The sequence below is a fragment of the Achromobacter sp. 2789STDY5608615 genome (assembly GCF_001298995.1).
GTDB lineage: Bacteria > Pseudomonadota > Gammaproteobacteria > Burkholderiales > Burkholderiaceae_B > Achromobacter > Achromobacter insuavis.
The window spans coordinates 127374-149600 of the sequence record NZ_CYTY01000014.1 but is presented as its reverse complement, the minus strand read 5'-3'; the positions used below and the strand labels follow the sequence as shown (position 1 = coordinate 149600).

The 22227-nt window shown below is 67.2% G+C and carries 23 protein-coding genes; 4 read left to right on the top strand and 19 right to left on the bottom strand.

From position 1 onward, the window contains the following. Positions 1 to 3: 3 nt before the first annotated feature. From purE to AOZ49_RS14690, 4 genes are all read right to left on the bottom strand, one after another. Positions 4 to 525, bottom strand: a complete 522-nt coding sequence (gene purE / locus AOZ49_RS14700) for a 5-(carboxyamino)imidazole ribonucleotide mutase (protein WP_054428486.1) — start codon at positions 523 to 525, stop codon at positions 4 to 6. Between the two features lie 73 nt (positions 526 to 598). Continuing rightward, positions 599 to 1171, bottom strand: a complete 573-nt coding sequence (locus tag AOZ49_RS14695; protein ID WP_054476092.1) for a disulfide bond formation protein B — start codon at positions 1169 to 1171, stop codon at positions 599 to 601. 10 nt (positions 1172 to 1181) lie between these two features. Further along, complete coding sequence (locus AOZ49_RS32975) at positions 1182 to 1340, bottom strand: DUF5993 family protein (protein WP_197286495.1); 159 nt, start codon at positions 1338 to 1340, stop codon at positions 1182 to 1184. 246 nt (positions 1341 to 1586) lie between these two features. Next, positions 1587 to 2468: a phosphoribosylaminoimidazolesuccinocarboxamide synthase gene (locus AOZ49_RS14690; RefSeq protein WP_054428488.1), complete on the bottom strand. Its 882-nt coding sequence runs from the start codon at positions 2466 to 2468 to the stop codon at positions 1587 to 1589. A 172-nt stretch (positions 2469 to 2640) separates the two neighbouring features. Here AOZ49_RS14690 and AOZ49_RS14685 point away from each other — a divergent pair, with 172 nt between their 5' ends. Continuing rightward, positions 2641 to 3096 (top strand): GFA family protein, encoded by a 456-nt coding sequence (locus AOZ49_RS14685; protein WP_054476090.1) that lies wholly within the window; start codon positions 2641 to 2643, stop codon positions 3094 to 3096. Positions 3097 to 3184: 88 nt separating this feature from the next. Here AOZ49_RS14685 and fba read toward each other — a convergent pair whose 3' ends face one another. From fba to AOZ49_RS14650, 7 genes are all read right to left on the bottom strand, one after another. Then, positions 3185 to 4249 carry a class II fructose-bisphosphate aldolase gene (fba, locus tag AOZ49_RS14680; protein WP_006390811.1) on the bottom strand — a complete coding sequence of 355 codons (1065 nt, stop codon included), beginning with the start codon at positions 4247 to 4249 and terminating at the stop codon, positions 3185 to 3187. 225 nt (positions 4250 to 4474) lie between these two features. Further along, on the bottom strand, positions 4475 to 5914 hold the full coding sequence (locus AOZ49_RS14675; protein ID WP_054476088.1) for an amidase: 1440 nt from the start codon (positions 5912 to 5914) through the stop codon (positions 4475 to 4477). After that, positions 5907 to 7538 (bottom strand): ABC transporter ATP-binding protein, encoded by a 1632-nt coding sequence (locus AOZ49_RS14670; RefSeq protein ID WP_054476086.1) that lies wholly within the window; start codon positions 7536 to 7538, stop codon positions 5907 to 5909. Before AOZ49_RS14670 ends, AOZ49_RS14675 begins: the two co-directional genes overlap by 8 nt. Beyond that, positions 7538 to 8377, bottom strand: coding sequence for an ABC transporter permease (locus AOZ49_RS14665; protein WP_054428492.1), 840 nt, complete (start codon positions 8375 to 8377; stop codon positions 7538 to 7540). Before AOZ49_RS14665 ends, AOZ49_RS14670 begins: the two co-directional genes overlap by 1 nt. Further along, positions 8374 to 9354, bottom strand: coding sequence for an ABC transporter permease (locus AOZ49_RS14660; RefSeq protein ID WP_156355660.1), 981 nt, complete (start codon positions 9352 to 9354; stop codon positions 8374 to 8376). The genes AOZ49_RS14665 and AOZ49_RS14660 overlap by 4 nt, the downstream gene beginning before the upstream one ends. Beyond that, complete coding sequence (locus AOZ49_RS14655; RefSeq protein ID WP_054476084.1) at positions 9351 to 10955, bottom strand: ABC transporter substrate-binding protein; 1605 nt, start codon at positions 10953 to 10955, stop codon at positions 9351 to 9353. The genes AOZ49_RS14660 and AOZ49_RS14655 overlap by 4 nt, the downstream gene beginning before the upstream one ends. 39 nt (positions 10956 to 10994) lie before the next feature. After that, positions 10995 to 12317 carry an ArgE/DapE family deacylase gene (locus AOZ49_RS14650; RefSeq protein ID WP_054476082.1) on the bottom strand — a complete coding sequence of 441 codons (1323 nt, stop codon included), beginning with the start codon at positions 12315 to 12317 and terminating at the stop codon, positions 10995 to 10997. A gap of 230 nt (positions 12318 to 12547) precedes the next feature. Between AOZ49_RS14650 and AOZ49_RS14645 the strand changes: the two genes are divergently transcribed. Next, complete coding sequence (locus AOZ49_RS14645) at positions 12548 to 13321, top strand: IclR family transcriptional regulator (RefSeq protein WP_054476080.1); 774 nt, start codon at positions 12548 to 12550, stop codon at positions 13319 to 13321. Positions 13322 to 13339: 18 nt separating this feature from the next. Here the strand turns inward: AOZ49_RS14645 and AOZ49_RS14640 are convergent, their stop codons facing one another. Beyond that, entirely contained in the window at positions 13340 to 14239 is a 900-nt protein-coding gene (locus tag AOZ49_RS14640; protein WP_054428496.1) for an SMP-30/gluconolactonase/LRE family protein, read from the bottom strand. A 301-nt stretch (positions 14240 to 14540) separates the two neighbouring features. Here AOZ49_RS14640 and AOZ49_RS14635 point away from each other — a divergent pair, with 301 nt between their 5' ends. After that, entirely contained in the window at positions 14541 to 15827 is a 1287-nt protein-coding gene (locus tag AOZ49_RS14635; protein WP_054476139.1) for a dicarboxylate/amino acid:cation symporter, read from the top strand. 169 nt (positions 15828 to 15996) lie between these two features. After that, positions 15997 to 16374, top strand: coding sequence for a hypothetical protein (locus tag AOZ49_RS14630; protein WP_054428497.1), 378 nt, complete (start codon positions 15997 to 15999; stop codon positions 16372 to 16374). A gap of 40 nt (positions 16375 to 16414) precedes the next feature. Here the strand turns inward: AOZ49_RS14630 and AOZ49_RS14625 are convergent, their stop codons facing one another. The 7 genes from AOZ49_RS14625 to AOZ49_RS14595 all read right to left on the bottom strand — a co-directional run bounded on the left by AOZ49_RS14625 (position 16415) and on the right by AOZ49_RS14595 (position 22227). Further along, positions 16415 to 16849, bottom strand: a complete 435-nt coding sequence (locus AOZ49_RS14625) for a hypothetical protein (RefSeq protein WP_054428498.1) — start codon at positions 16847 to 16849, stop codon at positions 16415 to 16417. A 121-nt stretch (positions 16850 to 16970) separates the two neighbouring features. Further along, a complete protein-coding gene (locus AOZ49_RS14620) occupies positions 16971 to 17513 on the bottom strand; it encodes an MOSC domain-containing protein (protein ID WP_054476078.1) in 543 nt (180 codons plus the stop codon). Between the two features lie 17 nt (positions 17514 to 17530). Then, complete coding sequence (locus AOZ49_RS14615; RefSeq protein WP_054476076.1) at positions 17531 to 18730, bottom strand: alpha-D-ribose 1-methylphosphonate 5-triphosphate diphosphatase; 1200 nt, start codon at positions 18728 to 18730, stop codon at positions 17531 to 17533. A gap of 2 nt (positions 18731 to 18732) precedes the next feature. Then, positions 18733 to 19449: a phosphonate C-P lyase system protein PhnL gene (phnL, locus tag AOZ49_RS14610; RefSeq protein WP_054476074.1), complete on the bottom strand. Its 717-nt coding sequence runs from the start codon at positions 19447 to 19449 to the stop codon at positions 18733 to 18735. Positions 19450 to 19451: 2 nt separating this feature from the next. Continuing rightward, complete coding sequence (gene phnK / locus AOZ49_RS14605; RefSeq protein ID WP_054428502.1) at positions 19452 to 20228, bottom strand: phosphonate C-P lyase system protein PhnK; 777 nt, start codon at positions 20226 to 20228, stop codon at positions 19452 to 19454. After that, positions 20225 to 21115 carry an alpha-D-ribose 1-methylphosphonate 5-phosphate C-P-lyase PhnJ gene (locus AOZ49_RS14600; protein ID WP_054428503.1) on the bottom strand — a complete coding sequence of 297 codons (891 nt, stop codon included), beginning with the start codon at positions 21113 to 21115 and terminating at the stop codon, positions 20225 to 20227. Before AOZ49_RS14600 ends, phnK begins: the two co-directional genes overlap by 4 nt. Then, entirely contained in the window at positions 21112 to 22227 is a 1116-nt protein-coding gene (locus AOZ49_RS14595; RefSeq protein ID WP_054476072.1) for a carbon-phosphorus lyase complex subunit, read from the bottom strand. Before AOZ49_RS14595 ends, AOZ49_RS14600 begins: the two co-directional genes overlap by 4 nt.

Sequence of the window (22227 nt, the reverse complement as noted above, 5' to 3'; positions counted from 1 at the left end):
GGATCAAGCCTCGGGCGGAACCTTCATGTCGCGCGCGGCCTGCGTCTGGCGCGCGCGGAATGCCACCAGCTTCTTGTGCAGGCCGGCATCGGTGCCCGCCAGCGTGGCGATCAGGTGCAGCGCGGCGTTGGCGGCGCCGGCCTCGCCGATGGCGAAGGTGGCGACCGGCACGCCCTTGGGCATCTGCACGATGGACAGCAGCGAATCCTCGCCGCGCAGGTACTTGGACGGCACCGGCACGCCGAACACCGGCACTTCGGTCAGGGCCGCCATCATGCCCGGCAGGTGGGCCGCGCCGCCGGCGCCGGCGATGATGCCGCGCAGGCCGCGATCAAACGCAGCGGCGCCGTATTCGGCCATGTCCTGCGGCATGCGGTGCGCGGAGATCACGCGCGCCTCGTGCGGCACGCCGAAGTCTTCCAGCATGGTGACCGCGTGCTTCATGACCTCCCAATCGCTGGAAGAACCCATAATCACGCCCACCACGGGGGTGGCGTCTGCCGCTGCGGAAGTCTTGGCTGTCATAACCGGTGTCGAGTCGTTGAAAGGCTGCGGCCAGGCCGCGAAACCCGGTATTTTACCCGGCGCCGGCGGCAGCCTATGGCGTGGCGCCGGATCCCAGCCAGAGATAGCCCGTGGGATTGTCCGGGCAGGGCCCGAAACCGCATTGCAGCGTGGTGCTGCCCAGGTTGGCCAGGACCGTGATGAAAAACAGGGCCATGACCAGCATGCCCAGCGCCGGCACCGGCCGCTTGAGCATGTTGTCGCCCCACTTGCGGTCGGCCGACAGCATGATCACGCAGAACACGATCAGGCCGCAGAAGGCGATGAAGGCCCAGGTATAGAAGTGCAGGCCGAGGAACGGCGTGCCGTAGCCGGGATCGCCGGGGGCGATGTGCAGCAGGATCTGCCGGCCCGACGCCACCATGCCGCCCAGCGCGGCGGCGATGGTCATGGCGTAGTGCATGGGCGACGGCCCCAGCCGCAGGTTCAGCAGCAGCCCCACCCCGGCCAGCATGAAGGCCACCCGTTGCAGCAGGCACAGCGGGCACGGCACTTCGTCATAGGCGAATTGCCAGGCGAAGGCCATGACCAGAATGGCCGTCACGGCCAGCAGGGCCAGGCCGTTGAGCAGGCGCGAACCGCGCGCCGGATTGCGGGAAAAGATCATGGCGGCGGACCTAGAGCGACAGCGCCAGCGGACTGGTCATGTGGAACTGGCACCACGCGGCGAACACCCCCAGGGTGATCAGCCAGAAGGCGACGCAGGGTCGGCGCTTGCCCAGCAGGCCGAACCACACGGCGATCAGGCCGGTCAGGAAAGGCAACATCATGATCATGCGCAGCTCCTTTCTACATCCGGCGGGCATGGCGCCCTGGCGGCGGCTGCGGGCCGCGTCGTCCGGCAAGTTGGCAGAGGGGAAGCCGCGCGGGCGCGCCGGCTTCCGGGTGCAGGTTGCCGGCGAGTATAACGTAACAATAAGCAATAATTCTTACCGAAAAGCAGGGATTTCCCTGATCGGCGGCGCCTCGTGGACAAAAAAAACCGCCCGGCGGACGGGCGGCTTTTTCGAGGCGGGCGCGGATCAGGCGATCAGGCGATCCAGCGCTTCGCGGTACTTCGCGGCGGTCTTTTCCAGCACGTCCTGCGGCAGGCGCGGGGCGGGCGGGGTCTTGTCCCAGGTCTGGGTCTCGAGCCAGTCGCGCACGAACTGCTTGTCGAACGAGGGCGGGCTGATGCCGACGCGGTAGCCGTCGGCCGGCCAGAAGCGCGACGAATCCGGCGTCAGCACTTCGTCCATCAGGTACAGCGTGCCGTCGTCGTCCAGGCCGAACTCGAACTTGGTGTCGGCGATGATGATGCCCTTGGTGGCGGCGAACCTGGCGGCCTCGGCGTACAGCTTGAGCGTGACGTCGCGGATGCGCTCGGCCATTTCCTGGCCGACTTCCTTGACCACGTGGGCGAAGTCGACGTTTTCGTCGTGCATGCCGAACTCGGCCTTGGCGGCCGGCGTGAAGATCGGCTCGGGCAACTGGCTGGCCTGCTGCAGGCCGGCGGGCAGCTTGATGCCGCACACGGCGCCGGTGGCCTGGTAGTCCTTCCAGCCGGAACCGATCAGGTAGCCGCGGGCCACCGCTTCCACCAGGATCGGCTTGAGGCGCTTGACCACCACGGCGCGGCCGCGCACCTGGTCGACTTCATCGGGCGCCACCACGTCTTCCGGCTTGATGCCGGTGGAGTGGTTCGGCAGGATGTGGGCCAGCTTCTGCAGCCAGAACTCGGTCAGTTCGGTCAGCACCTGCCCCTTGCCGGGGATGGGATCGTCGAGGATGACGTCGAACGCCGAAATGCGGTCCGACGCGACGATCAGCAACTTGTCGTCGCCCACCGCGTACATGTCGCGGACCTTACCGCGGCCCAGCAGCGGCAAGGACTTGATGCTGGATTGATGCAAAGCAGAAGTCACGGAAAAATGGCCTATGGCAAAAATGGGGGTCGCGCAAAGCGCATAGGTTACTGCAAATAGCCCCGTCTTGCCGGGCGGCGGACGGCGGGTTAGTCTGGCCGCGTTCCAATATATGCGCCGACCGCGGATCGCGTCACGGCGCCCCCTTTTCACCTGGAGGAGACACAGTCGTATGCAGGATGCAACCCAGAAACGCCCGCCCCACGCCGACGCGCAGGTCCACCTGACCGGTGGCTGCCAATGCGGCGCGGTGCGCTACGCGGTGACCGATGAACCCATCATGGCGGCCACCTGTCATTGCCGCGATTGCCAGTATTCCAGCGGCGGCGCGCCGGCCCACGCGCTGATCCTGCCGGCCGGCTCGATCACCCTGCTGCGCGGCAAGGCGCGCGAGCATCGCTACCAGGGCGATTCCGGCCACACCGTCATGCGCAGCTTCTGTGCGGACTGTGGCACGCCGCTGTTCGGCGGCTCGGAAGGCATGGCCTACGAGGTGGTGCGGGCCGGCTCGCTCGACGACCCCGAGGCCTTCCACACCCGCGTCAGCCTGTGGACCGACTCGGCGCCGTCCTGGCACCACGTCGACAAGACCGTGCCGAACTTCCCCCGCAACGCCCCGCCCGCCTGAGCCGGGCGCGACGCGCACGAAAAAAAAGGCGGGCCCGCGAGGGTCCGCCTTTTTTGCTGCCCGCCTCCCGGGGGAGGCGGCCGGCCACTTACTGAACCACCTGGGCCAGCTTGCCGGCGGCGTACTGGGCGGCGATTTCGGTCAGCGGCAGGGCCTTGATCTTGCTGGCGTTGCCGGCGGTGCCGAATTCCGTGTAGCGAGCCACACAGATCGCCTTGGCGGCGGCGCGGGCCGGCTTCAGGTATTCGCGCGGGTCGAACTTCTCGGGGTTCTCGGCGAAGAAGCGGCGGATGGCGCCGGTCATGGCCAGACGGATATCGGTGTCGATATTGATCTTGCGCACGCCGTACTTGATGGCTTCCTGGATTTCCTCGACCGGCACGCCGTAGGTTTCCTTCATGTTGCCGCCGAATTCACGGATCTCGGCCAGCAGTTCCTGCGGCACGCTGGAGCTGCCGTGCATCACCAGGTGGGTGTTGGGCAGGCGGGCGTGGATTTCCTTGATGCGGGCGATCGACAGGATGTCGCCGGTGGGCTTGCGCGTGAACTTGTAGGCGCCGTGGCTGGTGCCGATGGCGATGGCCAGGGCGTCCAGCTGGGTGCGGCGCACGAAGTCGGCGGCCTGCTCCGGATCGGTCAGCAGCTGGTCCATGGTCAGCTTGCCGTCGGCGCCGTGGCCGTCTTCCTTGTCGCCTTCCATGGTTTCGAGCGAGCCCAGGCAGCCCAGTTCGCCCTCGACCGTCACGCCCAGCTTGTGGGCCACGTCCACCACCTTCTTGGTGACGTCGACGTTGTAGTCGTAGTCGGCGATGGTCTTGCCGTCTTCCTTCAGCGAGCCGTCCATCATGACGCTGGAGAAGCCCAGGTCGATGGCGCCCTGGCAGACCTTGGGCGACTGGCCGTGGTCCTGGTGCATGACCACGGGAATGTGCGGGTAGGACTCCACGGCGGCCTGGATCAGGTGCTTCAGGAAGCCTTCGCCGGCGTACTTGCGGGCGCCGGCCGAGGCTTGCATGATCACCGGGCTGTCGGTCTCCGCCGCGGCTTCCATGATGGCCTGGACCTGTTCCAGGTTATTGACGTTGAATGCCGGAATGCCGTAGCCGTGCTCGGCGGCGTGGTCGAGCAACTGGCGCATGGAGACTAGGGCCATGTGTGGTCCTCCTTAGGTACTGTCGATTGAAAGATGGTTGAAATCGAGCGGGATGGTGGGATTTTACGGGGGATTCGAAGAAAGGTCTTGAAACCGCCGGTATCCTATCCCTTCAGCCGATGCCACCGGCGCCGAACGCGCCAGCCCTCGCCCGTAGAGGGGGCTCCCGCCTCCCCCCGAAACGGGGGGCGGACGGAGCGACCTCCCCCATCTTGCCAACCGCCCCTAGGCCGTCCGGGGGACGGCGATCCGTCCGGCCCACGGCTGGGCCGCCTCCAGTTCAGCCGACAACGCCAGCACGACATCCTCGCGGCCATAGCGGCCGACCACCTGCACCCCGACCGGCAGGCCAGCGTCGGTCCAGACCAGCGGCAGGCTGGCCGCCGGCTGCCCGGACGCGTTGAACGCCGCCGCGAACGTGCCGTAAGAGGCCACCTTGCGGCGAAAATCCAGGAATGTGCCCCCGGCGGTGGAAAGCTCGCCCAGTTTCAGCGGCAGCTGGGTCAGGGACGGTGACAGGATGGCGTCGTAGCCTTCCATATAGCTGTCCAGGATGCGGCCGATGGCATGAAAGCGGTTGACGCTGGCGATGTAGTGCGCCGCGGACAGCCCCTTGCCGTAGTCGTAGCCCTGGCGCAACACCGGCTCCAGATCATCGTCGCGCAACGGCTGGCCGGTGAGGCCCAAGCGAGTGTCCACCGACACCACGATATTGCCCGCCAGCACATTGGCATGCGCCAGCACGAAGGCCTCGTAATCAATATCGGGCGGCGCGCCATCGACCACCTCGTGCCCCAGCGCCCGGCACAGTTCGGCCGCCCGCTCGACCGCCGCGATGCATTCGGGCGCCACCGGCACGCCATGCCAGGCGCTGCGCCAGACGACGATGCGCCGCTTGCGCGACGGCTCGGCCAGCAGTTTCAGATAGGAGGCGGGCGCGGCCGGCGCCGCGTAGGGAGCGCCCGGCTCGGGCGCCGCGATGGCGTCCAGCGCTGCGGCCGTGTCCCGCACCGAACGAGACAGCACGCCATCGGTCGCCAGGCCGCCCCAGCCCTCGCCGCGAAATGGCCCCATGGGCACGCGTCCGCGCGACACTTTCAGGCCATAGACGCCGCAAGCCGCGGCCGGGATGCGGATCGATCCGCCGCCATCGCTGCCGTGGGCCAGCGGGACGATGCCCGCGGCGACCGCCGCCGCCGCTCCGCCGCTGGAGCCACCGGACGAACGGCTCAAGTCCCAGGGGTTGCGGGTAGGACCGCCGTTGCGCCGCGCCTCGGTGGTGGGCGCCATGCAGAATTCCGGCACCGTGGTGCGCGCGAAGGCAATCAGGCCGGCCGCCTCGAAACGGTCGGCCAGTGTGGCGTTGCGGGGATAGGCGGTGTCGTTCAGCAGGCGCGAACCCAGGCTGGACGGAAAGCGCGTGTGCGCCAGCCCAGAATCCTTCAGCAAAAAGGGAATGGCGCGGAACGTGCCGGCCTGGCGCCAGGCGCGCGCCACCGCCAGGGACTCTTCATAGCGCTCATAGCACAGCGCGTTGAGCGCCGGCGCGCGTTCGCGCGCCAGCCTGATCGCGCAGGCCATGAGGTCCTCCGCGCCGACCTCGCGCCGCGCCAGCAAATCGGCCAGCGCCAGCCCGTCCAGCGCCTGATACTCGGTGTCACGCATACTGCTTGCTCCTGGTTGAAGACTCCGACAGCGCCGCCAGGTCGGGCTTGTTCCAGGCCTTGCCCGGCACCGATTCAATCAGGCGACGCGTGTATTCATGTTGGGGGTGATAGAAAATCGTGGCGGCTCGGTCCAGTTCCACCAGCTGGCCCTGGCGCATCACCGCGATGCGGTCGCAAATCTGGGCCGCAACGCGCAGGTCATGCGTGATGAACAGCACCGACAGGTCGAACTGGCCGCTGACGGTCTTGAGCAATTCGAGCACCTGCGCCTGGATCGACACATCCAGCGCCGAGACGGCCTCGTCGGCCACCAAAAGCCGCGGCTTGAGCGCCAGCGCCCGGGCGATGCCGACCCGCTGGCGCTGGCCGCCCGAGAACTGATGCGGATAGCGCTCGCCGGCGTCTCCGCCCAGCCCAACCAGTTCCAACAGCTCGCGCGCCTCGCGCAGCGCGGTCTTGCGGCTCTCGCCGAACGCGATCGGTCCTTGCGCCACGGCCTCAATGACGCGGTGACGCGGATTGAGCGACGCATACGGGTCCTGGAACACCATCTGGATCTGGCGCCGGTAGGGACGGAAATCGCGGGGCGCCATACCGACCAGTTCTCGGCCGTCCATCCGCACGCTGCCGCTGTCAGGCGCGATCAGGCCGATCAAAGTACGTCCCAGCGTCGATTTGCCGGAACCGGACTCTCCCACCAGCCCCAGCGTCTCGCCCTGGCGGATGTCCAGCGAGATGTCGCGCAGCGCGTCGACCCGCCGCCCGCCGGTGACGAAGGTCTTGCACAGGTTGGCCACGGACATCAGCGGCAACGCGGGCGCCGCCTCGTCCTTGCCTTCGGGTTTGTGCGGCACCGCCGCGATCAATTGGCGGGTGTAGGGATGCTGCGGCCGGTTCAGGATGTCGTCGGCCGCCCCCGATTCCACCACTTCGCCCTTGCGCATCACAACGATGCGGTGGGCGATGTCCGCCACCACGCCGAAGTCGTGGGTAATGAAGATGACACCGATGCCCATGCGGTGCTGGATGTCCTTGATAAGCGCCAGGATCTGCGCTTGCGTGGTGACGTCCAGCGCGGTGGTCGGTTCGTCGGCGATAAGCACGTCCGGCTCGAGCGCCAGCGCCATCGCGATCACGACACGCTGGCGCTGGCCGCCGGACAACTGGAACGGAAAGGCGTCATACATGGCCTGCGGATCGGGCAGCAGCACCTGGCCGAACAGTTCGAGCACCCGCTGTCGGCGGGCGGCGGCGTTCAGGTTGGTATGCCGCTCCAGCACCTCGTCGACCTGGCGGCCCACCCGCATGATGGGATTGAGCGCCGTCATGGGCTCCTGGAACACCATGCCGAAGCAACGGCCGCGCAGTCCATACCAGTCCGTGGCCGACAGGCCGACCAGATCGCGCCCGCCGTACAGGATCTGGCCCTGCGTGACGCTCAACTGGTCCGCCGGCAACAGGCCCATGATGGCGTGCGCCGTAACCGACTTGCCCGATCCCGACTCACCCACCACGCACAGGATCTCATTGCGGTTCACGGTGTAGGACACGCCCTGCACCACCGTCGGTCCGCCGTGGGCGGCCGTCACGCTGAGATCACGGATTTCAAGCAGCGCGCTCATCACGTCGTCCTCCTGCGGGCCAGTTTGGGATTGAGCGCGTCGTTCAGCGCTTCGCCGATCAGGTTGAGCGACAGCACGGTCAACAGGATCGCCACGCCCGGGAACACGCTCATCCACCAGGCGTCGCGCAGCACGCTGCGCGAGGCGCCGATGATGTAGCCCCAGGTCATCGCATTGGGGTCGCCCAGGCCCAGAAAGCTCAGGGCCGATTCCAGCAGGATCGAGCTGGCAATCATCAATGACCCCGACACGATCACGGGCGAAAGGCTGTTGGGCAGGATCTGCGTCAGGATGATGCGCAGGTTGGACTGACCCGACAGCATCGCCGCCTGCACGAATTCGCGATTCTTCAGGCTCATGAACTCCGCCCGCACCAGGCGCGCCAGCGGCGGCCACGAGACCACCGCGATGGCGAAGATCACCGTGGCCATGTTGGGTGTCAGGATGGCCACCAGCACCACTGCCAGGAAGAAACTGGGAATGGTCTGGAACAGTTCGATGAAACCGACGATGGCCTGGTCCACCCGACCGCCATAGAAACCGGCCAGCGCGCCGACCGTGATACCCACCAGGATGGAGACCGCCGTGGACACCGCGGCCAGCACCAGCGTGATGCGCGAGCCATAGGCGATGCCGGTGGCGATGTCGCGGCCCAGCGTGTCGGTGCCCAGCAAGGCGCCGTCGGACAACGGCGGCATGAAAGGCCCGTTGATGATGTCCCACGGACTGTCCGGGAAGATCCAGCTGGCGGAGATCGCCACCAGCGTGACCATCGCCAGCACAATCAGACCCATGACACCGCCCTTGTTGCGGCAGAACGATTGCATGAAGGCTTTCATTTGAGTTCGATCCTGGGGTCCGCCACCGTGTACAGGATGTCGGTGACGAGGTTGACCACGACCACGATCAGGGAGGCCATGAAGAACACGCCGAGCAGCACGCTGTAGTCACGCTGGATCAAGGCGTCGAACGCCAGCCGGCCGATGCCGGGCCAGGCGAAGACCGTCTCCACCAGCAGCGACCCGCCAATCAGCCCCCCCCCGGCCTGGATGCCGGCATAAGTGATGACGGGCAGCAGCGCATTGCGCAGCACGTGGCGCACGATCACCGTGCGTTCGGACAAGCCCTTGGCGCGAGCCGTCTTGACGAAATCCAGCTGGCTGATTTCCAGGATGGAGGCGCGCGTCAGCCGGGCATAGACGGCCATGTAGAACATGCCCAGGGTCAACGCCGGCAGCAACAAGTGCCTGGCCACGTCGGCCACGCGGGCCAGGCCGGTCAGGTTGGCGCCGACGCTTTCATAGCCGAACGCGGGCAGCCATTCCAGGTTCACCGAAAACAGCAGCACCAGCATCAACCCGACCCAGAACAGTGGCGTCGCGTAGGCCAGCATCGACAGGGTCGTGATGACGGTATCGCCCCACTTCCCCACCCGCAGCGCGGCCTGGGTGCCCAGGCTGACGCCCGCCAGCAGCGCGAAGGCGAAAGCCGACAGGGTCAACAGCAAGGTCGCGGGCAGGTGCTGCAGGATCAGGCTCGCCACCGGCGCCTGCTGGCGATAGGAATACCCCAAGTCGAACGTGGCGACATTCTTCAGATAGTGGCCCAGCTGCACCGGGATCGGCTTGTCCAGGCCGAATTCCTGGCGCAGCTTGGCGATGAACTCGGCGTCCACCGCTCCCGACTGGCCCGCCAGGATCACGGCCGGATCGCCTGGCGCGGCCCGCACCAGGAAGAAGTTGAAGAGCGCGATCATCAGCAGAACCAGGACGCTCTTGACCACCCGGTTCGCCAGGAACTTGGCGATCTTCTTCATTCTTTGGACAGCCAGGCGTCGCTCTGCGTGTCCACCACGCCGAGCGCGGTGGTCACGGCGTCATGCACGCGCTTGTTCAGCAGGGTCGAGTAGTTGGTGTCGGCCAGCCACAGCACCGGCACGTCGTCCACCAGGATGCGCTGCACCTCGCTATAGAGTTTCTGGCGTTCTTCGTCGGTGGCGGCGGTGGCGGCGGCGTTGAACAGCGCATCGACCTTCGGATTGTTGTACTGCGACGTGTTGGTGAACATCAGCCCCTTCTTGATGTTGCTGCCCAGGTAGGTGCGGGACACGCCGATGGCCGGATCCCCATACTGGAACACGCCGTTCGCGCCCATATCGAAATCCCAGTTGCCCACGCGGCTGGTCCAGCCGCCGACGTCGGTGTTCTCCAGCGTCACGGCCACGCCGATCTTGGCCAGGTTCTGCTTGATGTACTCGGCCACGCGGCGCTGCATCTCGCCGTAAGGCAGTGGAATCAGGCCGATCGTGGCGCGCACACCCTTGGCGTCCGGCTTCAGGCCCATCTCGTCGAGCAAGGCGATGGCCTGCTTCGGATCGTAGGGATAGGACTTGACGTTGGCGTCATAGAACCGCGTGTTGTGGTGGATGGGGCCGGTGGCGACCGTGCCCGTGCCGAACATGATCTTGTCAGCGATGAACTGGCGATTGATGCCGTACATCAGCGCCTGGCGGAAGCGCTTGTCCGAAAAGGGCGCACGGCCGCCATTCAACTCGATCCATTGCATGGTCGACCAATATTCATAACCCTTGTGGGTCTGGGTGATGTTGGGCAGCTTGACCACCCGCGCCAGGTCCACCGGCTCGATGTCCTGCAGCCAGGCCTGCATCACGGTGCCCTGCTCCAGCGCCACGCGGCGCGAGGCGGAATCGGGAATCACGCGATAGGTGATGCCGTCCAGATAGGGACGCCCCGCCTTCCAGTAGTGTTCGTTCTTGACCAGCTCGATATACGACCCGCGCTCCCAACGCTTGAACTTGAACGGTCCGGTGCCGATCGGCGCATTGTTGTTCGGGTTCTGCCCGATCGGCGTATCGACGTCGTACAGGTGCTTGGGCAGGATCGCCCCGCCGCCGATGTCGAACGCGTACAGGAAGGCCGAGTACGGCTGCTTCAGCTTGAACACCACGGTGTCGGCGTCCGGGGCCGAGATCTCCTGCACATTGGCCATCAAGGTGCGCGTGCGCGGCGTGTTGGCCAGCACTTTGGTGTAGGTGAACACCACGTCATCGGACGAGAACGGCTTGCCGTCGTGCCATTGCACCTGCGGCTGCAGATGGAAGGTGTAGGTCAGGCGATCCGGCGACACCTCCCACGACCGCGCCAGGCCGGGCTGGGGCTTGAGGTCGAAGGAATACGTCAACAGGCTCTCGAAGATCTTGCCGGCCACCAACTGCGTGCTGGCAACCTGCTGCACCGCCACGTTCAGGGTCGGCGGCTCGGGGCTCAGGATGGCCGTCAACCCCCCGCCATATTGCGGGGTTTCGGCGGCATGCGACGGAGAGGCGGCAAAGGGCAGCAGGCTGGCGGCGGCCAGGGCGCAGCGCGCCAGGACGCGTCGGGCGAAGAAAAAAGTCATGGCAGGAATCCGTAGAAAGAAGCGGGAACGCAGATGGGTTCAGGCTTGCCGCGGCTCGACGCCGCACCAGTCGTTGATGAAGAGCGCCAGCGAGGTGGCGACGCGCACCATGCTGTCCACCGACACGCATTCGTTGAAACCGTGCACGTTTTTCACCTGGGGGCCGTAGCAGGTGACCGGCACGTCCATCATCAGGCGGAAATGGCGACCGTCGGTGGTCGCGGTCAGCGCCGTGGGCTGGGGCAGTTCGCCGGTCACGCGGCGGTGGGCGTCGGCCAGCAATTGCATCGCGGGCACCTCCAGGTCGTACTCGCAACCTGGCGCGTGGAAACCTTCGTAGCGGATGTCGATGCGCACGTCGCTGTCGGCCAGTCCGGCCTCGACCTCGCGGATGCACGCCAGCACCCGCTGCTTGGCGGCCTCGATCGACATATCGGGGTAGCAGGCAATGCGCATGCCCAGCGTGCACACGCTGGGCACCGACGAATTCCAGTCGCCGGCATGGATCTGGCCGAGATTGAAGTTGATGGGGTGCGCATGTTCGCGATAGGCCGGATGCCGATTTTCCGGCAGGTTCCATTCGTGTTCGAGCCGTTTCATCGCGTCGACAATCCGCAAGCCAGTCTCGACCGGGTTGACACCCGTGGTCATGTAGGCGGCATGTGCGGGCCGGCCCACGATGTCCACGTACATCCAGAACACGCCGAGCTGGGCGCTCATCATGCGCTCATGCGTGGGCTCGGGAATAACGACCGCGTCGAAGGCGCTGAGCTTGGCTGCGGCGATCGCGCTCTGCAGCGCTGAAACCGTGGCCAGGGTGCCGTTGCCGGTGTTCTCCTCTTCAAGCACGCCGTTGAAGCCTACGGCGCCGGCGGGTTGCACACCCAGGTCCTGCAGGGCCTTGAACGCCGCCAGCGCGCAGATGATGCCGGCCTTCATGTCGCCCGCGCCTCGGCCGTACAGCCAGCCGTCACGTAATTCGCCGTCGAACGGCGCCGGGTCCCACAGTTCATGCGGACCGGTCGGCACGACGTCCAGGTGGCCGTTAAAGAGCACGGCGCGTCCGCCCGCGGCGCGCGGCTCATGGCGCGCCAGCACGTTGTAGCGGCCGCCGTCGGGGCAGCAGGCCGGCGAGTACAGCGGCAGGTTCTTCAATTCCTCGGTCCGCAACGCGATGCGCTCGGATGCCAGCCCCAGCTGCGCCAGCGCGTCTTCCAGGAAGCGGGCGGCCGACATTTCCTCGCCGGGCAGGCTGCGGCACTGCACGAATCCCGTCAGCGTGTCGGTCATGTACTGGCGAAGCCTGCCCACGGCTCCGGCGATCTGGTCCTGACTCAGGCTGGCTGCTGCGACGGCGGTCATTGCACTCCCCTTGTTGGCTATGAAATATCAAACACCATAAGTATCAATATTTGATACTTAGATATCTATATTTGACATGATAGAGTTCGTACAAGCGGCGGGCAATACGAAAACATGGGTGATTTCCCTAGCCTGGTCGCGGGCGGTTGCCGCTACAGTGCGTATCCGGCGCCCCAACGGCAACGCGCCGTTGCAACGCCATCAAAACAAAGAGAATGGAGTAGATCGACATGGCCACAACCGAGACCCGGTTCAACCAATCCCTGGCGAAAGGCTTTGGCATCCTCGAGGCTTTTTCCAGCCACCCCGGTCCGCTCAGCCTGAACGAGCTGACGGAATTGTCGGGACTGGACCGCAGCTCGACCCAGCGCATGTTGCATACGCTGGTGGCGCTGGGCTACCTCGAACGCGGTAGCAACCAGCGCGGCTACGTGCTGGGCAAAAAGATCCTGGACCGGACTTTCGACTTCCTGCGCGGCCATCCGCTGCTGGAGCGCGCCACGCCCATCCTGGAACAACTGCAGCAGGAGTGCGGCGAGCGGGTCGACCTGAGCCTGTTCGATGACCTGACCATCGTTTACGCGCTGCGCCGCCAGACCAAGCGCCAGACCTTCTACGCCACCTTGGTGGGCCGGCGCATGCCCACCTTCTCGTCCTCCGGCGGCCGGGCAATCATGTCGCACCTGACCGACGCCGAGGTCGACGACATACTGGCGCGCAGCGACCTGCGGCCGCTGACCCCCAAGACCATTACCGATCCCGAGCGGATCCGAGAGCGCGTGCGCGAGGCGCGGGCACAGGGGTACGCCCTCTGCATGGAAGAGAGCATGGTGGGCGAGATAGTGCTGGCCAGCGCCGTAGTCGACCACAGCGGCCGCCCGCTGGCCGCCATCCACATTTCCGGCCTGTTGGCGGAATGGACGCTGGAGTCCTTTTCCCAGCGCTTCAGTTCGCTGGCGGTCTCGGCCGCGCGCGCCCTCAGCGGCCGCCCCAACCGCTCCTGAAGCGACTGGAGGGGCGCGCTACGGCCGTCCCGCGTGCGGCACGTCCACCTCGGTCACCAGGATCCGCCCTTCCGGCTTGGCGCGGCGGTTGGCCTCGATGAAGTCAGGCGCCGCCGCCATGAACAGCGTTCTACCGTCCGGCCCGCCCAGGGCCGCGGCGAAGATGCCCAGCTCGCCGGTATCGATCTGTTCCAGGATCCGGCCGCCGCGAGCCATCCGCACGATGCGCTTGCCGATGGCGTCGGCCACCCACAGCGCGCCCTCGGCGTCCAGCGCGCCGCCGTCCGGGCCGATGGCCGACGCCGCGATCAGCACCGACAGGTCGTCGGAGTCCGGCAAGGCGCCGAAGTGGGCCCAGTCGCGCCGCGGCCCCAGGGCGCCGTCGGGCAGGATGTCGAATTCCGAGATGCGGTTGCCGAAGGTCTCGTTGACGATCAGGGTTTTGCCATCAGGGGTGATGAACGATCCATTGGGAAACCAGAGCCCGTCCGCCACCACCTGGGCCACCCCGTCCGGGTCCACCCTCACCAGGGTGGTGGTGGCGAAGGGTTGGCCGGCCATCAGGTCGAAACCGAAGTTGCCGACGTAGGCGCGGCCCTGGGCATCGACCACCAGGTCGTTGATCGGGCCGCCGGTCAGCGCCGACAGGTCCGCGTGCGGCACCAGCCGGCCGTCCGCCTCGCGCCGCAGCAGCTTGCGGTCTTTCATGGAAGAGATCAGCAGCCGCCCGTCGGGCAGCCAGCCCAGGCCGGAGGGCTGCTCCAGCACTCGGCAGATCACCTCGGCCCGCCCCAGCAGGTCGACGGCGATCACCTTGCCCGTATAGAAATCGGAGGCCCACAGGCGCCCTTCGTGCCAGCGCAGGCCCTCCAGGAACGTATACCCCGACACCAGCACGGACAATTCGCGTTTCGGCATAGCTCTGTCTCCTATAGGGGGCGGGCCTGTGCGGCCCTTTTTGTGTGGCCCGCCGGCGCGCAGCCGGCCAGGCCGGACCATTTTGTCATGCCCCGGCAACCGTGGCAGTCAGGTATGACCCGTCCCCAACCTGACAACTAACTGTCAGGTTCGCGGCGTTAACATCGCGCCCCAAGGGTTAACCCGCGCCGCTCCGGGTCCCCTCCGGCATATCCGTCATTGGACCGCTTCGCCCCGCCCCATGCCGGCGGGTAAGGCCTATCCGGCCGACCGATCGGGTCCCTGTTTTCCGTTTTTGAAGATGAATACTAAGAAGCTGACGCGTTACATCGGCATCGCCATGGTGCTGGGCGTCGTGGTGGGTTATTTCTGCAACAAGTACGCGCAGAACGCGCAAGAGGCCAAGGACATCGCCTCGTACTTCAGCCTGATCACCGACATCTTCCTGCGCATGATCAAGATGATCATCGCGCCCCTGGTATTCGCCACCCTGGTGTCCGGCCTGGCCAGCATGAGCGACGCCAGCGCCGTCGGCCGCATCGGCCTGCGCGCTATGTTCTGGTTCATCGCCGCCTCGGCCATCTCGCTGCTGCTGGGCCTGGCGCTGGTCAACATCTTCCAGCCCGGCGCGCACCTGAACCTGGCGCTGCCCGACGCGGCCGCCACCGCCGGCCTGAAGACCGGCGACTTCACCCTCAAGGCCTTCATCGCGCACGTGTTCCCCAAGAGCATCGCCGAAGCCATGGCCAACAACGAGATCCTGCAGATCCTGGTGTTCTCGCTGTTCTTCGGCGCGGCGCTGTCGTTCATCCGCGGCAAGGGCCACAACACCATCTACAACATGATCGACGAGCTGGCCAAGATCATGTTCCGCGTCACCGACTACGTGATGCGCTTCGCGCCGCTGGGCGTGTTCGCCGCCATGGCCGCCGCCATCACCACCGAGGGCCTGGGCGTGCTGGTCAGCTACGGCAAGCTGATCGGCGAGTTCTACCTGGGCCTGGCGCTGCTGTGGACCATCCTGTTCGCGGTGGGCTACCTGTTCCTGGGCAAGTCCACCTTCCGCCTGGGCGGCCTGATCAAGGAACCGACCCTGCTGGCCTTCTCGACCGCCAGCAGCGAATCGGCCTACCCCAAGACCATCGAGGCGCTGGAGCGTTTCGGCGTGTCCAAGCGCATCTCGGGCTTCGTGCTGCCGCTGGGCTACTCGTTCAACCTGGACGGCTCGATGATGTACCAGTCGTTCGCGGTGCTGTTCATCGCGCAGGCCTACAACATCGAGATGAGCTTCTCGCAGCAGCTGACGCTGCTGCTGGTGCTGATGGTGACCAGCAAGGGCATGGCCGGCGTGGCGCGCGCCTCGCTGGTGGTGGTGGCGGCGACGCTGCCGATGTTCCACCTGCCCGAAGCCGGCCTGCTGCTGATCATGGGCATCGACCAGTTCTTCGACATGGGCCGCACCGCCACCAACGTGGTCGGCAACAGCCTGGCCACCGCCGTCATCGCCAAGATGGAAGGCAACGAAGAGGACCTGGCGCCCAAGGCCGAGTCCGCGCCGGCCACGCAAACGGCGACGCGCGACGCCTGAACGCGGCGCGGCGTTTCCCCGTTTTCCGGCAAAGGCCCCACAGGTGATGCGGGGCCTTTTTTCATGCGGCGGCCGGCCTTGACCGGCGCACACGCCCGGCGCAACATGGAAGCCCCCAGGCACCCCTTAAGGGCGCCGCGCCAAGGCGGCGGCGCTCATTGCATATGCCATGAAATCGCTACGCCCGCGCCACGCGCTCGCGGCGGCCGTCCTGATGGCCGCCCTGCCCTCCGCCCATGCCTGGACCCGCATTGCCTGCGACCTGTCCGGCACCGTCGCCAACCCGCCCGTGCAGATGCGCCAGTACCGTACCGACGGCACCGAGGTCTCGCATCTGTTGTTCCGGCTGAATGTGAAGGCGGCCGATATCCCCGAGGGCGCGCGCGCCGATACCGACTGCACCGAATTCGTCGACCGCCAGATCGACGTGGCGCTGGACGGCGCCGACATGGCCGCCGTGCGCAAGGGCAAGGCGCTGAAACTGCGCTATCGCTATGACGAGTCGCTGGGCGAGGCCCGCGCGACCCGCTTCGAGCTGGCTCGCTGAACGCGCGGCCGCCCCGGGAGGCGGCGCGCGGCAGGCAGGCTTAGTCGTTGACCGAGCACGACACCGGGGCGCCGTCCTCGAATTCGACGTCGTAGGTATGGACGGGATCCCACGGCAGCGTGAACCACAGCTCGTAGCCGTCGCCGTCCTCGTCGAACAGCCACAGCGCGCGCAGCACGGCCTTCTCGGCCATGGCCTCGGCGGTTTCCTCGCGCAGCAGCTGGTCGTCCTCGATGCCGAGCTTCTTGCAGTGCTCGTAGGAGTAGTTGTCGAGCAGGAAATCGGCCGCGGCCAGGATCTGCTCGTCGAGATTGCCGATGATGGCCTTGACCACCTTGGAGGCCGCGCCGTCCGGCTCTTCGCCGTCGGTCTGGATCATGACGTGGATCGGCGGGCGGCCTTCGCCCACGGGCACGTTTTCCGCGGCCCAGAGATCGGGTTCTTCGGGGTCCTGGGTGAAATTGAATCGTGCCATCGTGCGCTCCGGAAAATAAGGGAGACGGGCCGCGCAAGCCGCGGCCACCTCGTCATTGCCCATTTAACCAGATGCGCGTGTCCGCTGCTTGTCCGGCGACAAGGTTTGTCGCCAGGCGCGGTCAGACCCGTTCCAGGGGCAGATGCGGCGGCGCCGGCAACGCCACCCGGATGGCATCCCCGGCCCGCACCGCGCCGCCGGCCAGCACGATGCCCATGACCCCGGCCTTGCGGATCAGGCCGCCGGCGGCGTCGCGCCCGAGCACGGCGGCGGTCAGCCCCTTCTGGTAGTGGTCCAGTTGCGAACAAGGGTTGCGCAGGCCGGTGATCTGCACCACCGCCTGCGGCCCGATGTGCAGGCACGCGCCGCGCGGCAGGCCCAGCAGATCGATGCCGCGGGTGGTGATGTTCTCGCCCATCGTCCCTTCGGCCACATTGAAACCGGCCGCCTGCAGTTCGTCGTGCAGTTCGCCGTGGATCAGGTGCACCTGGCGCAGGTTGGGCTGGGTCGGATCGACCTTGACGCGCGAACGATGCCTGACCGTCACGCCGGCATGGGCGTCGCCTTCCACGCCCTCGCCCTGCCGCAGCACGATGGCCGGCTGCACCTGCTTGGAAAAGCCGTGCGCCGCGCTGGCGGCCACGGCGGTCACGATCGCCCCCATGCTTTGCTCCCGCCGGATCAAGCCGCCACCAGGCCGCGCGCTTCGGCGGCAGGCGCGGGCAGGCGAGCGGACGGATAGTGGGTCGAGAACACCAGCCGGCCGGCGCTCCAGGTGTAGCTGATGAGCGGCAACGCGCCGACCTGCGCCACCGCCACCAGATCGGCGCGCTGTCCCACCGCGATGCGGCCGCGATCCGACAGGCCGCAGGCATCGGCCGGATTGGCGGTGACCAGCGCCAGCGCCTGCGGCAGCGTCAGCTCGGTCTGCGCCGCCACCGCGAAGGCCGCGGCGATCAGGGTCGAAGGTTGGTAGTCCGAGCACAGGCAGCTCGCCACGCCGGCGCGGATCGCGTCGATGGCGCGCATCGAGCCGCTCTGGCTCTTGCCGCGCAGCACGTTGGGCGCGCCCAGGATGGTGGGCAGGCCGCAGGAGACGGCGGCGCGGGCGGTGTCCAGCGTGATCGGGAATTCGCTCATCGCCACGCCCAGGTTGCGCATGGTGGCGATGCGGTGGATCGAATCGTCGTCATGGCTGGCGGTCGGGATGCCCAGGCCGCGCGCATGCGCCAGCAGCGTCTCGACCCGCTGCACCGCGCCGTCCTTGGCGCGGGTCTTGGCATGGGCGGCCTCTTCGGCCTGCTCGCGGCTCATGGCGTGGTTGCCGATCATGTATTGCAGGTACGACTCCAGCGTCTTGAACTGGCCCTGGCCGGGCGAGTGGTCCATCACCGACAGCAGGTCCACCGCGCCCTCGTCCATCAACTGCTGCAGCACCGGCACCGAGGTCGCGTCGGTGACTTCGTAGCGGCAGTGCACGCGGTTGTCGACCAGGCTGTGCTGGCGGAAGGCGCGCACGCCGCGCACCACCTGGGCGGCGGTCTCGTTGTTGCGCACGCCCAGGTCGCTGTTGGCGAACGACAGCGCGTGGTAGGGCGTGGTGATGCCGGCCGCGGCGTTGCGGCGGTCCACCTGCGCCACCGCGAAGTCCAGCGGGAACAGCACCTTCGAGCGCGGCTCGGCTTCCTTTTCGATGGCGTCGCAGTGCAGGTCGATCAGGCCCGGCACCAGCGTCAGGCCGCGCAGGTCGATCTCGTGGGCGGCGCGGGCGCCGTCGGGCGCGATGGCGGCGATGACGCCGTCCTCGATCAGGACGGCGCTGTCTTCCAGCACGCGGTCCGGCAGCACGACGCGGGCGTGGGTCAGGTAGGTGCTGGTCATGCTCACTCCAGTTCGACGGCGGCCTGCGCGGGGCGCAAGGCCAGGATTCGGGACGCCACGGCGTCGCGCACTTCGGCGTCGTGGAAAATGCCCAGGAGGCAACGGCCGGCGGCGCGCGCCTCATGGATCAGCGCCATCACCACCGCGCGGTTGTCCGGGTCCAGCGACGCGGTCGGCTCGTCCAGCAGCAGAATGGGGTGTTGGGCGATGAAGCCGCGGGCGATGTTGACGCGCTGCTGTTCGCCGCCCGAGAAGGTGGCGGGCGCCAGTCCCCACAGGCGCGACGGCACGTTCAGGCGCCGCAGCATGGCGCCGGCTCGCTCGCGGGCCTCGTCCGGCTCGATGCCGGCCATGCGCAGCGGCTCGGCCACCACGTCCAGCGCCGACACGCGCGGGATCACCCGCAGGAACTGGCTGACGTAGCCGATGACGTCGCGCCGCAGCGCCAGGATGCGCTGCTCGGGCGCGCCGACCAGCTCCACCCAGTCATCGCCGGCGCGCACGCGGATGCTGCCTTCGGTGGCCAGGTAGTTGCCGTACAGGCAGCGCAGCAAGGTGCTCTTGCCGGTGCCCGACGGGCCGGCCAGCACCAGGCAGTCGCCGGCCGCGGCGTCGAAATCGACCGCCTCCAGCACCGGCAGGCGGATGCCGCCCTGGTTGTGCAGGGTGAACATCTTTCCGAGGCCCCGCACCTCGATCATGGGTTTCGCGACAGTCATGGTCAGCTCTGCAAAATGGAAGACACCAGCAACTGGGTGTAGGGATGCTGCGGATCGTCGAGGATCTGGTCGGTCAGGCCGCTTTCGACCACCTCGCCGCCGCGCATCACCAGGGTGCGGTGCGCCAGCAGGCGCGCCACCGCCAGATCGTGGGTGACGACGATGGCAGCCAGGCCCAGGTCGGTCACCAGCTGGCGCAGCAGGTCCAGCAGGCGGGCCTGCACCGACACGTCCAGCGACGCGGTCGGCTCGTCCATGAACACCAGGCGCGGATGGGTCACCAGGTTGCGGGCGATCTGCAGGCGCTGCTGCATGCCGCCGGAGAACGAGGCCGGCGCGTCATCCAGGCGGCCGACGTCGATCTCCATCTTCTGCAGCCAGCTGCCCGCGGCCTGGCGCAACTCGCCATAGTGGCGGTCGCCCACCGCCATCAGGCGCTCGGCGATGTTGGCGCCGGCGCTGACCTGCATGCGCAGGCCGTCGCGGGCGTTCTGGCGCACGAAGCCCCAGTCGGTGCGGGCCAGCAGCCGCAGGCGCGCGCCGGACAGCGCGGCCAGGTCGGTGAAACCCTGGTCGCGGGTGTCGTACCAGACGCTGCCGGCGTCAGGCGCGGTCTGGTACGACACGGCCGACAGCAGCGTGCTCTTGCCGGAACCGGATTCGCCCACCACACACAGCACTTCGCCGGGGAACAGGTCGAAACTGACGTTGCGGCAACCGTGCACGCCGTCCCAGGTGCGCGTCATGTCGCGCACGGAAAGCAAGGGTTGGGCGTTCATGCGGTGGCTTCCTTTTCGGCTTGCGCGGCCTGGCGGTCGTTGCAGTATTCGGTATCGGAGCAGACGAAGCGGCGGGTGCCGGCGTCGTCCAGGATGATCTCGTCGAGGAAGCTGTCGCGCGAGCCGCACAGGTCGCAGCACTCCGACCACTTCTCCACGGTGAAGGGATGGTCCTCGAAGTCCAGGCTCTTGACCCGGGTGTACGGCGGCACCGCATAGACCCGCTTCTCGCGGCCGGCGCCGAACAGCATCAGCGCCGGGCTGTTGTCGAGCTTGGGGTTGTCGAACTTCGGGATCGGCGACGGCCGCATCATGTAGCGGTCGTTGACGATCACGGGATAGTCGTAGGTGGTCGCGATGTGGCCGTGCTGGGCGATGTCCTCGTACAGCTTGACGTGCATGCCGCCATATTCGGCCAGCGCGTGCATGGTGCGGGTCTCGGTCTCGCTCGGCTCGAGCCAGCGCAGCGGCTCGGGAATCGGCACCTGGAACACCATGATCTGGTCGGCCTGCAGCGGCGTTTCCGGAATGCGGTGGCGCGTCTGCACGATGCTGGCGTCGCGGGTCGATTCGGTCGTGGCCACGCCGGTCACCCGGCCGAAGAAGCGGCGGATGTTGATGGCGTTGGTGGTGTCGTCCGAGCCCTGGTCGATCACCTTGAGCACGTCGCCCGGGCCGATGATCGACGCCGTCACCTGGATGCCGCCCGTGCCCCAGCCATAGGGCAGCGGCATCTCGCGGCTGCCGAACGGCACCTGGTAGCCGGGAATCGCCACCGCCTTGAGCAGCGCGCGGCGCAGCATGCGCTTGGTGGACTCGTCGAGGTAGGCGAAGTTGTAGTGGTCGTCGCGTTCGACCGCGGCGCCGGGGGTGTGGGAAGTCGTCATGAGGAAATGGCCTCGTCCAGCTGGCGGGTGTTCTCGGGGGCCGGCGCGGCGCGTTCGGCGCGCATGCGGCGCAGCAGTTCCAGGTTGGCCTGGAAGTCCACGTAGTGCGGCAGCTTCAAGTGCTGCACGAAACCGGAGGCCTCGACGTTGTCGCTGTGGTACAGCACGAACTCATGATCGTTGGCCGGCGAATCGGCGCGTTCGCCGAGTTCCTGCGCCTTCATGGCGCGGTCCGCCAGCGCCATCGACATGGCCTTGCGCTCGCCATAGCCGAACGTCAGGCCATAGCCGCGGGTGAACTTGGGGCCTTCCTCGGCGTTGCCCGAGAACTGGCTCACCATCTGGCACTCGGTGATCTCGATCTCGCCCACCGTGACGGCGAAACCCAGTTCCTCGATGTGCATCTCGACTTCCACGAAGCCGTAACGGATCTCGGCGGCGAACGGGTGCGTGTTGCCGTAGCCGCGCTGCGTGGAATAGCCCATCGACAAGAGGAAGCCCTCGTCGGCGCGCGCCAGGTTCTGCAGGCGGGCGGCGCGCGAGGCCGGGAAGTCCAGCGGCTGGCGCGTCAGATCGAACGGCTCGGGATCGCCCTCGGGCACCGCCTCGGCGTCGATCAGGTCGTCGTGCGCCAGCAGGTCGGTGACGCGCGGCATGGCGCTGTCCAGCGGCTCGTTGCCCGCCGGCAGGGCGTCGGCCTCGCGCTCGGCTTCCAGCGAGAAGTCCAGCAGGCGCTGGGTGTAGTCATAGGTCGGCCCGAGGATCTGGCCGCCCGGCACGTCCTTGAAGGTGGACGAGATGCGGCGCTGCAGGCGCATCTCGCCGGTGTCGATCGGCTGGGTGTAGCCATAGCGCGACAGCGTGGTGCGATAGGCGCGCAGCAGGAACACCGCCTCGATCACGTCGCCGGCGGCCTGTTTCAGCGCCAGCGCCGCCAGTTGCGGATCGTAGAGCGAGCCTTCCGCCATCACGCGCGACACCGCCAGCGGCATCTGTTCGCGGATCTGGTCCAGGCTCAGTTCGGGCAGGGCCCGGTCGCCGCGCCGGTAGTCGTCCAGCATGCGGTAGGAATTGAGGATGGCGCGTTCGCCCCCTTTGACGGCTACATACAT

What these genes read in the sequence shown, in the direction of transcription:
- phnL (WP_054476074.1), bottom strand. Translation starts at nt 19,449, where the DNA reads ATGACTGTCGCGAAACCCATGATCGAGGTGCGGGGCCTCGGAAAGATG.
- AOZ49_RS14660 (WP_156355660.1), bottom strand. Translation starts at nt 9,354, where the DNA reads ATGAAGAAGATCGCCAAGTTCCTGGCGAACCGGGTGGTCAAGAGCGTC.
- fba (WP_006390811.1), bottom strand. Translation starts at nt 4,249, where the DNA reads ATGGCCCTAGTCTCCATGCGCCAGTTGCTCGACCACGCCGCCGAGCAC.
- AOZ49_RS14640 (WP_054428496.1), bottom strand. Translation starts at nt 14,239, where the DNA reads ATGCCGAAACGCGAATTGTCCGTGCTGGTGTCGGGGTATACGTTCCTG.
- AOZ49_RS14695 (WP_054476092.1), bottom strand. Translation starts at nt 1,171, where the DNA reads ATGATCTTTTCCCGCAATCCGGCGCGCGGTTCGCGCCTGCTCAACGGC.
- AOZ49_RS14600 (WP_054428503.1), bottom strand. Translation starts at nt 21,115, where the DNA reads ATGACGACTTCCCACACCCCCGGCGCCGCGGTCGAACGCGACGACCAC.
- AOZ49_RS14675 (WP_054476088.1), bottom strand. Translation starts at nt 5,914, where the DNA reads ATGCGTGACACCGAGTATCAGGCGCTGGACGGGCTGGCGCTGGCCGAT.
- AOZ49_RS14645 (WP_054476080.1), top strand. Translation starts at nt 12,548, where the DNA reads ATGGCCACAACCGAGACCCGGTTCAACCAATCCCTGGCGAAAGGCTTT.
- AOZ49_RS14630 (WP_054428497.1), top strand. Translation starts at nt 15,997, where the DNA reads ATGAAATCGCTACGCCCGCGCCACGCGCTCGCGGCGGCCGTCCTGATG.
- AOZ49_RS14595 (WP_054476072.1), bottom strand. Translation starts at nt 22,227, where the DNA reads ATGTATGTAGCCGTCAAAGGGGGCGAACGCGCCATCCTCAATTCCTAC.
- AOZ49_RS14655 (WP_054476084.1), bottom strand. Translation starts at nt 10,955, where the DNA reads ATGACTTTTTTCTTCGCCCGACGCGTCCTGGCGCGCTGCGCCCTGGCC.
- AOZ49_RS14665 (WP_054428492.1), bottom strand. Translation starts at nt 8,377, where the DNA reads ATGAAAGCCTTCATGCAATCGTTCTGCCGCAACAAGGGCGGTGTCATG.
- purE (WP_054428486.1), bottom strand. Translation starts at nt 525, where the DNA reads ATGACAGCCAAGACTTCCGCAGCGGCAGACGCCACCCCCGTGGTGGGC.
- AOZ49_RS14670 (WP_054476086.1), bottom strand. Translation starts at nt 7,538, where the DNA reads ATGAGCGCGCTGCTTGAAATCCGTGATCTCAGCGTGACGGCCGCCCAC.
- AOZ49_RS14615 (WP_054476076.1), bottom strand. Translation starts at nt 18,730, where the DNA reads ATGACCAGCACCTACCTGACCCACGCCCGCGTCGTGCTGCCGGACCGC.
- AOZ49_RS14625 (WP_054428498.1), bottom strand. Translation starts at nt 16,849, where the DNA reads ATGGCACGATTCAATTTCACCCAGGACCCCGAAGAACCCGATCTCTGG.
- AOZ49_RS14685 (WP_054476090.1), top strand. Translation starts at nt 2,641, where the DNA reads ATGCAGGATGCAACCCAGAAACGCCCGCCCCACGCCGACGCGCAGGTC.
- AOZ49_RS32975 (WP_197286495.1), bottom strand. Translation starts at nt 1,340, where the DNA reads ATGATCATGATGTTGCCTTTCCTGACCGGCCTGATCGCCGTGTGGTTC.
- AOZ49_RS14650 (WP_054476082.1), bottom strand. Translation starts at nt 12,317, where the DNA reads ATGACCGCCGTCGCAGCAGCCAGCCTGAGTCAGGACCAGATCGCCGGA.
- AOZ49_RS14620 (WP_054476078.1), bottom strand. Translation starts at nt 17,513, where the DNA reads ATGGGGGCGATCGTGACCGCCGTGGCCGCCAGCGCGGCGCACGGCTTT.
- phnK (WP_054428502.1), bottom strand. Translation starts at nt 20,228, where the DNA reads ATGAACGCCCAACCCTTGCTTTCCGTGCGCGACATGACGCGCACCTGG.
- AOZ49_RS14635 (WP_054476139.1), top strand. Translation starts at nt 14,541, where the DNA reads ATGAATACTAAGAAGCTGACGCGTTACATCGGCATCGCCATGGTGCTG.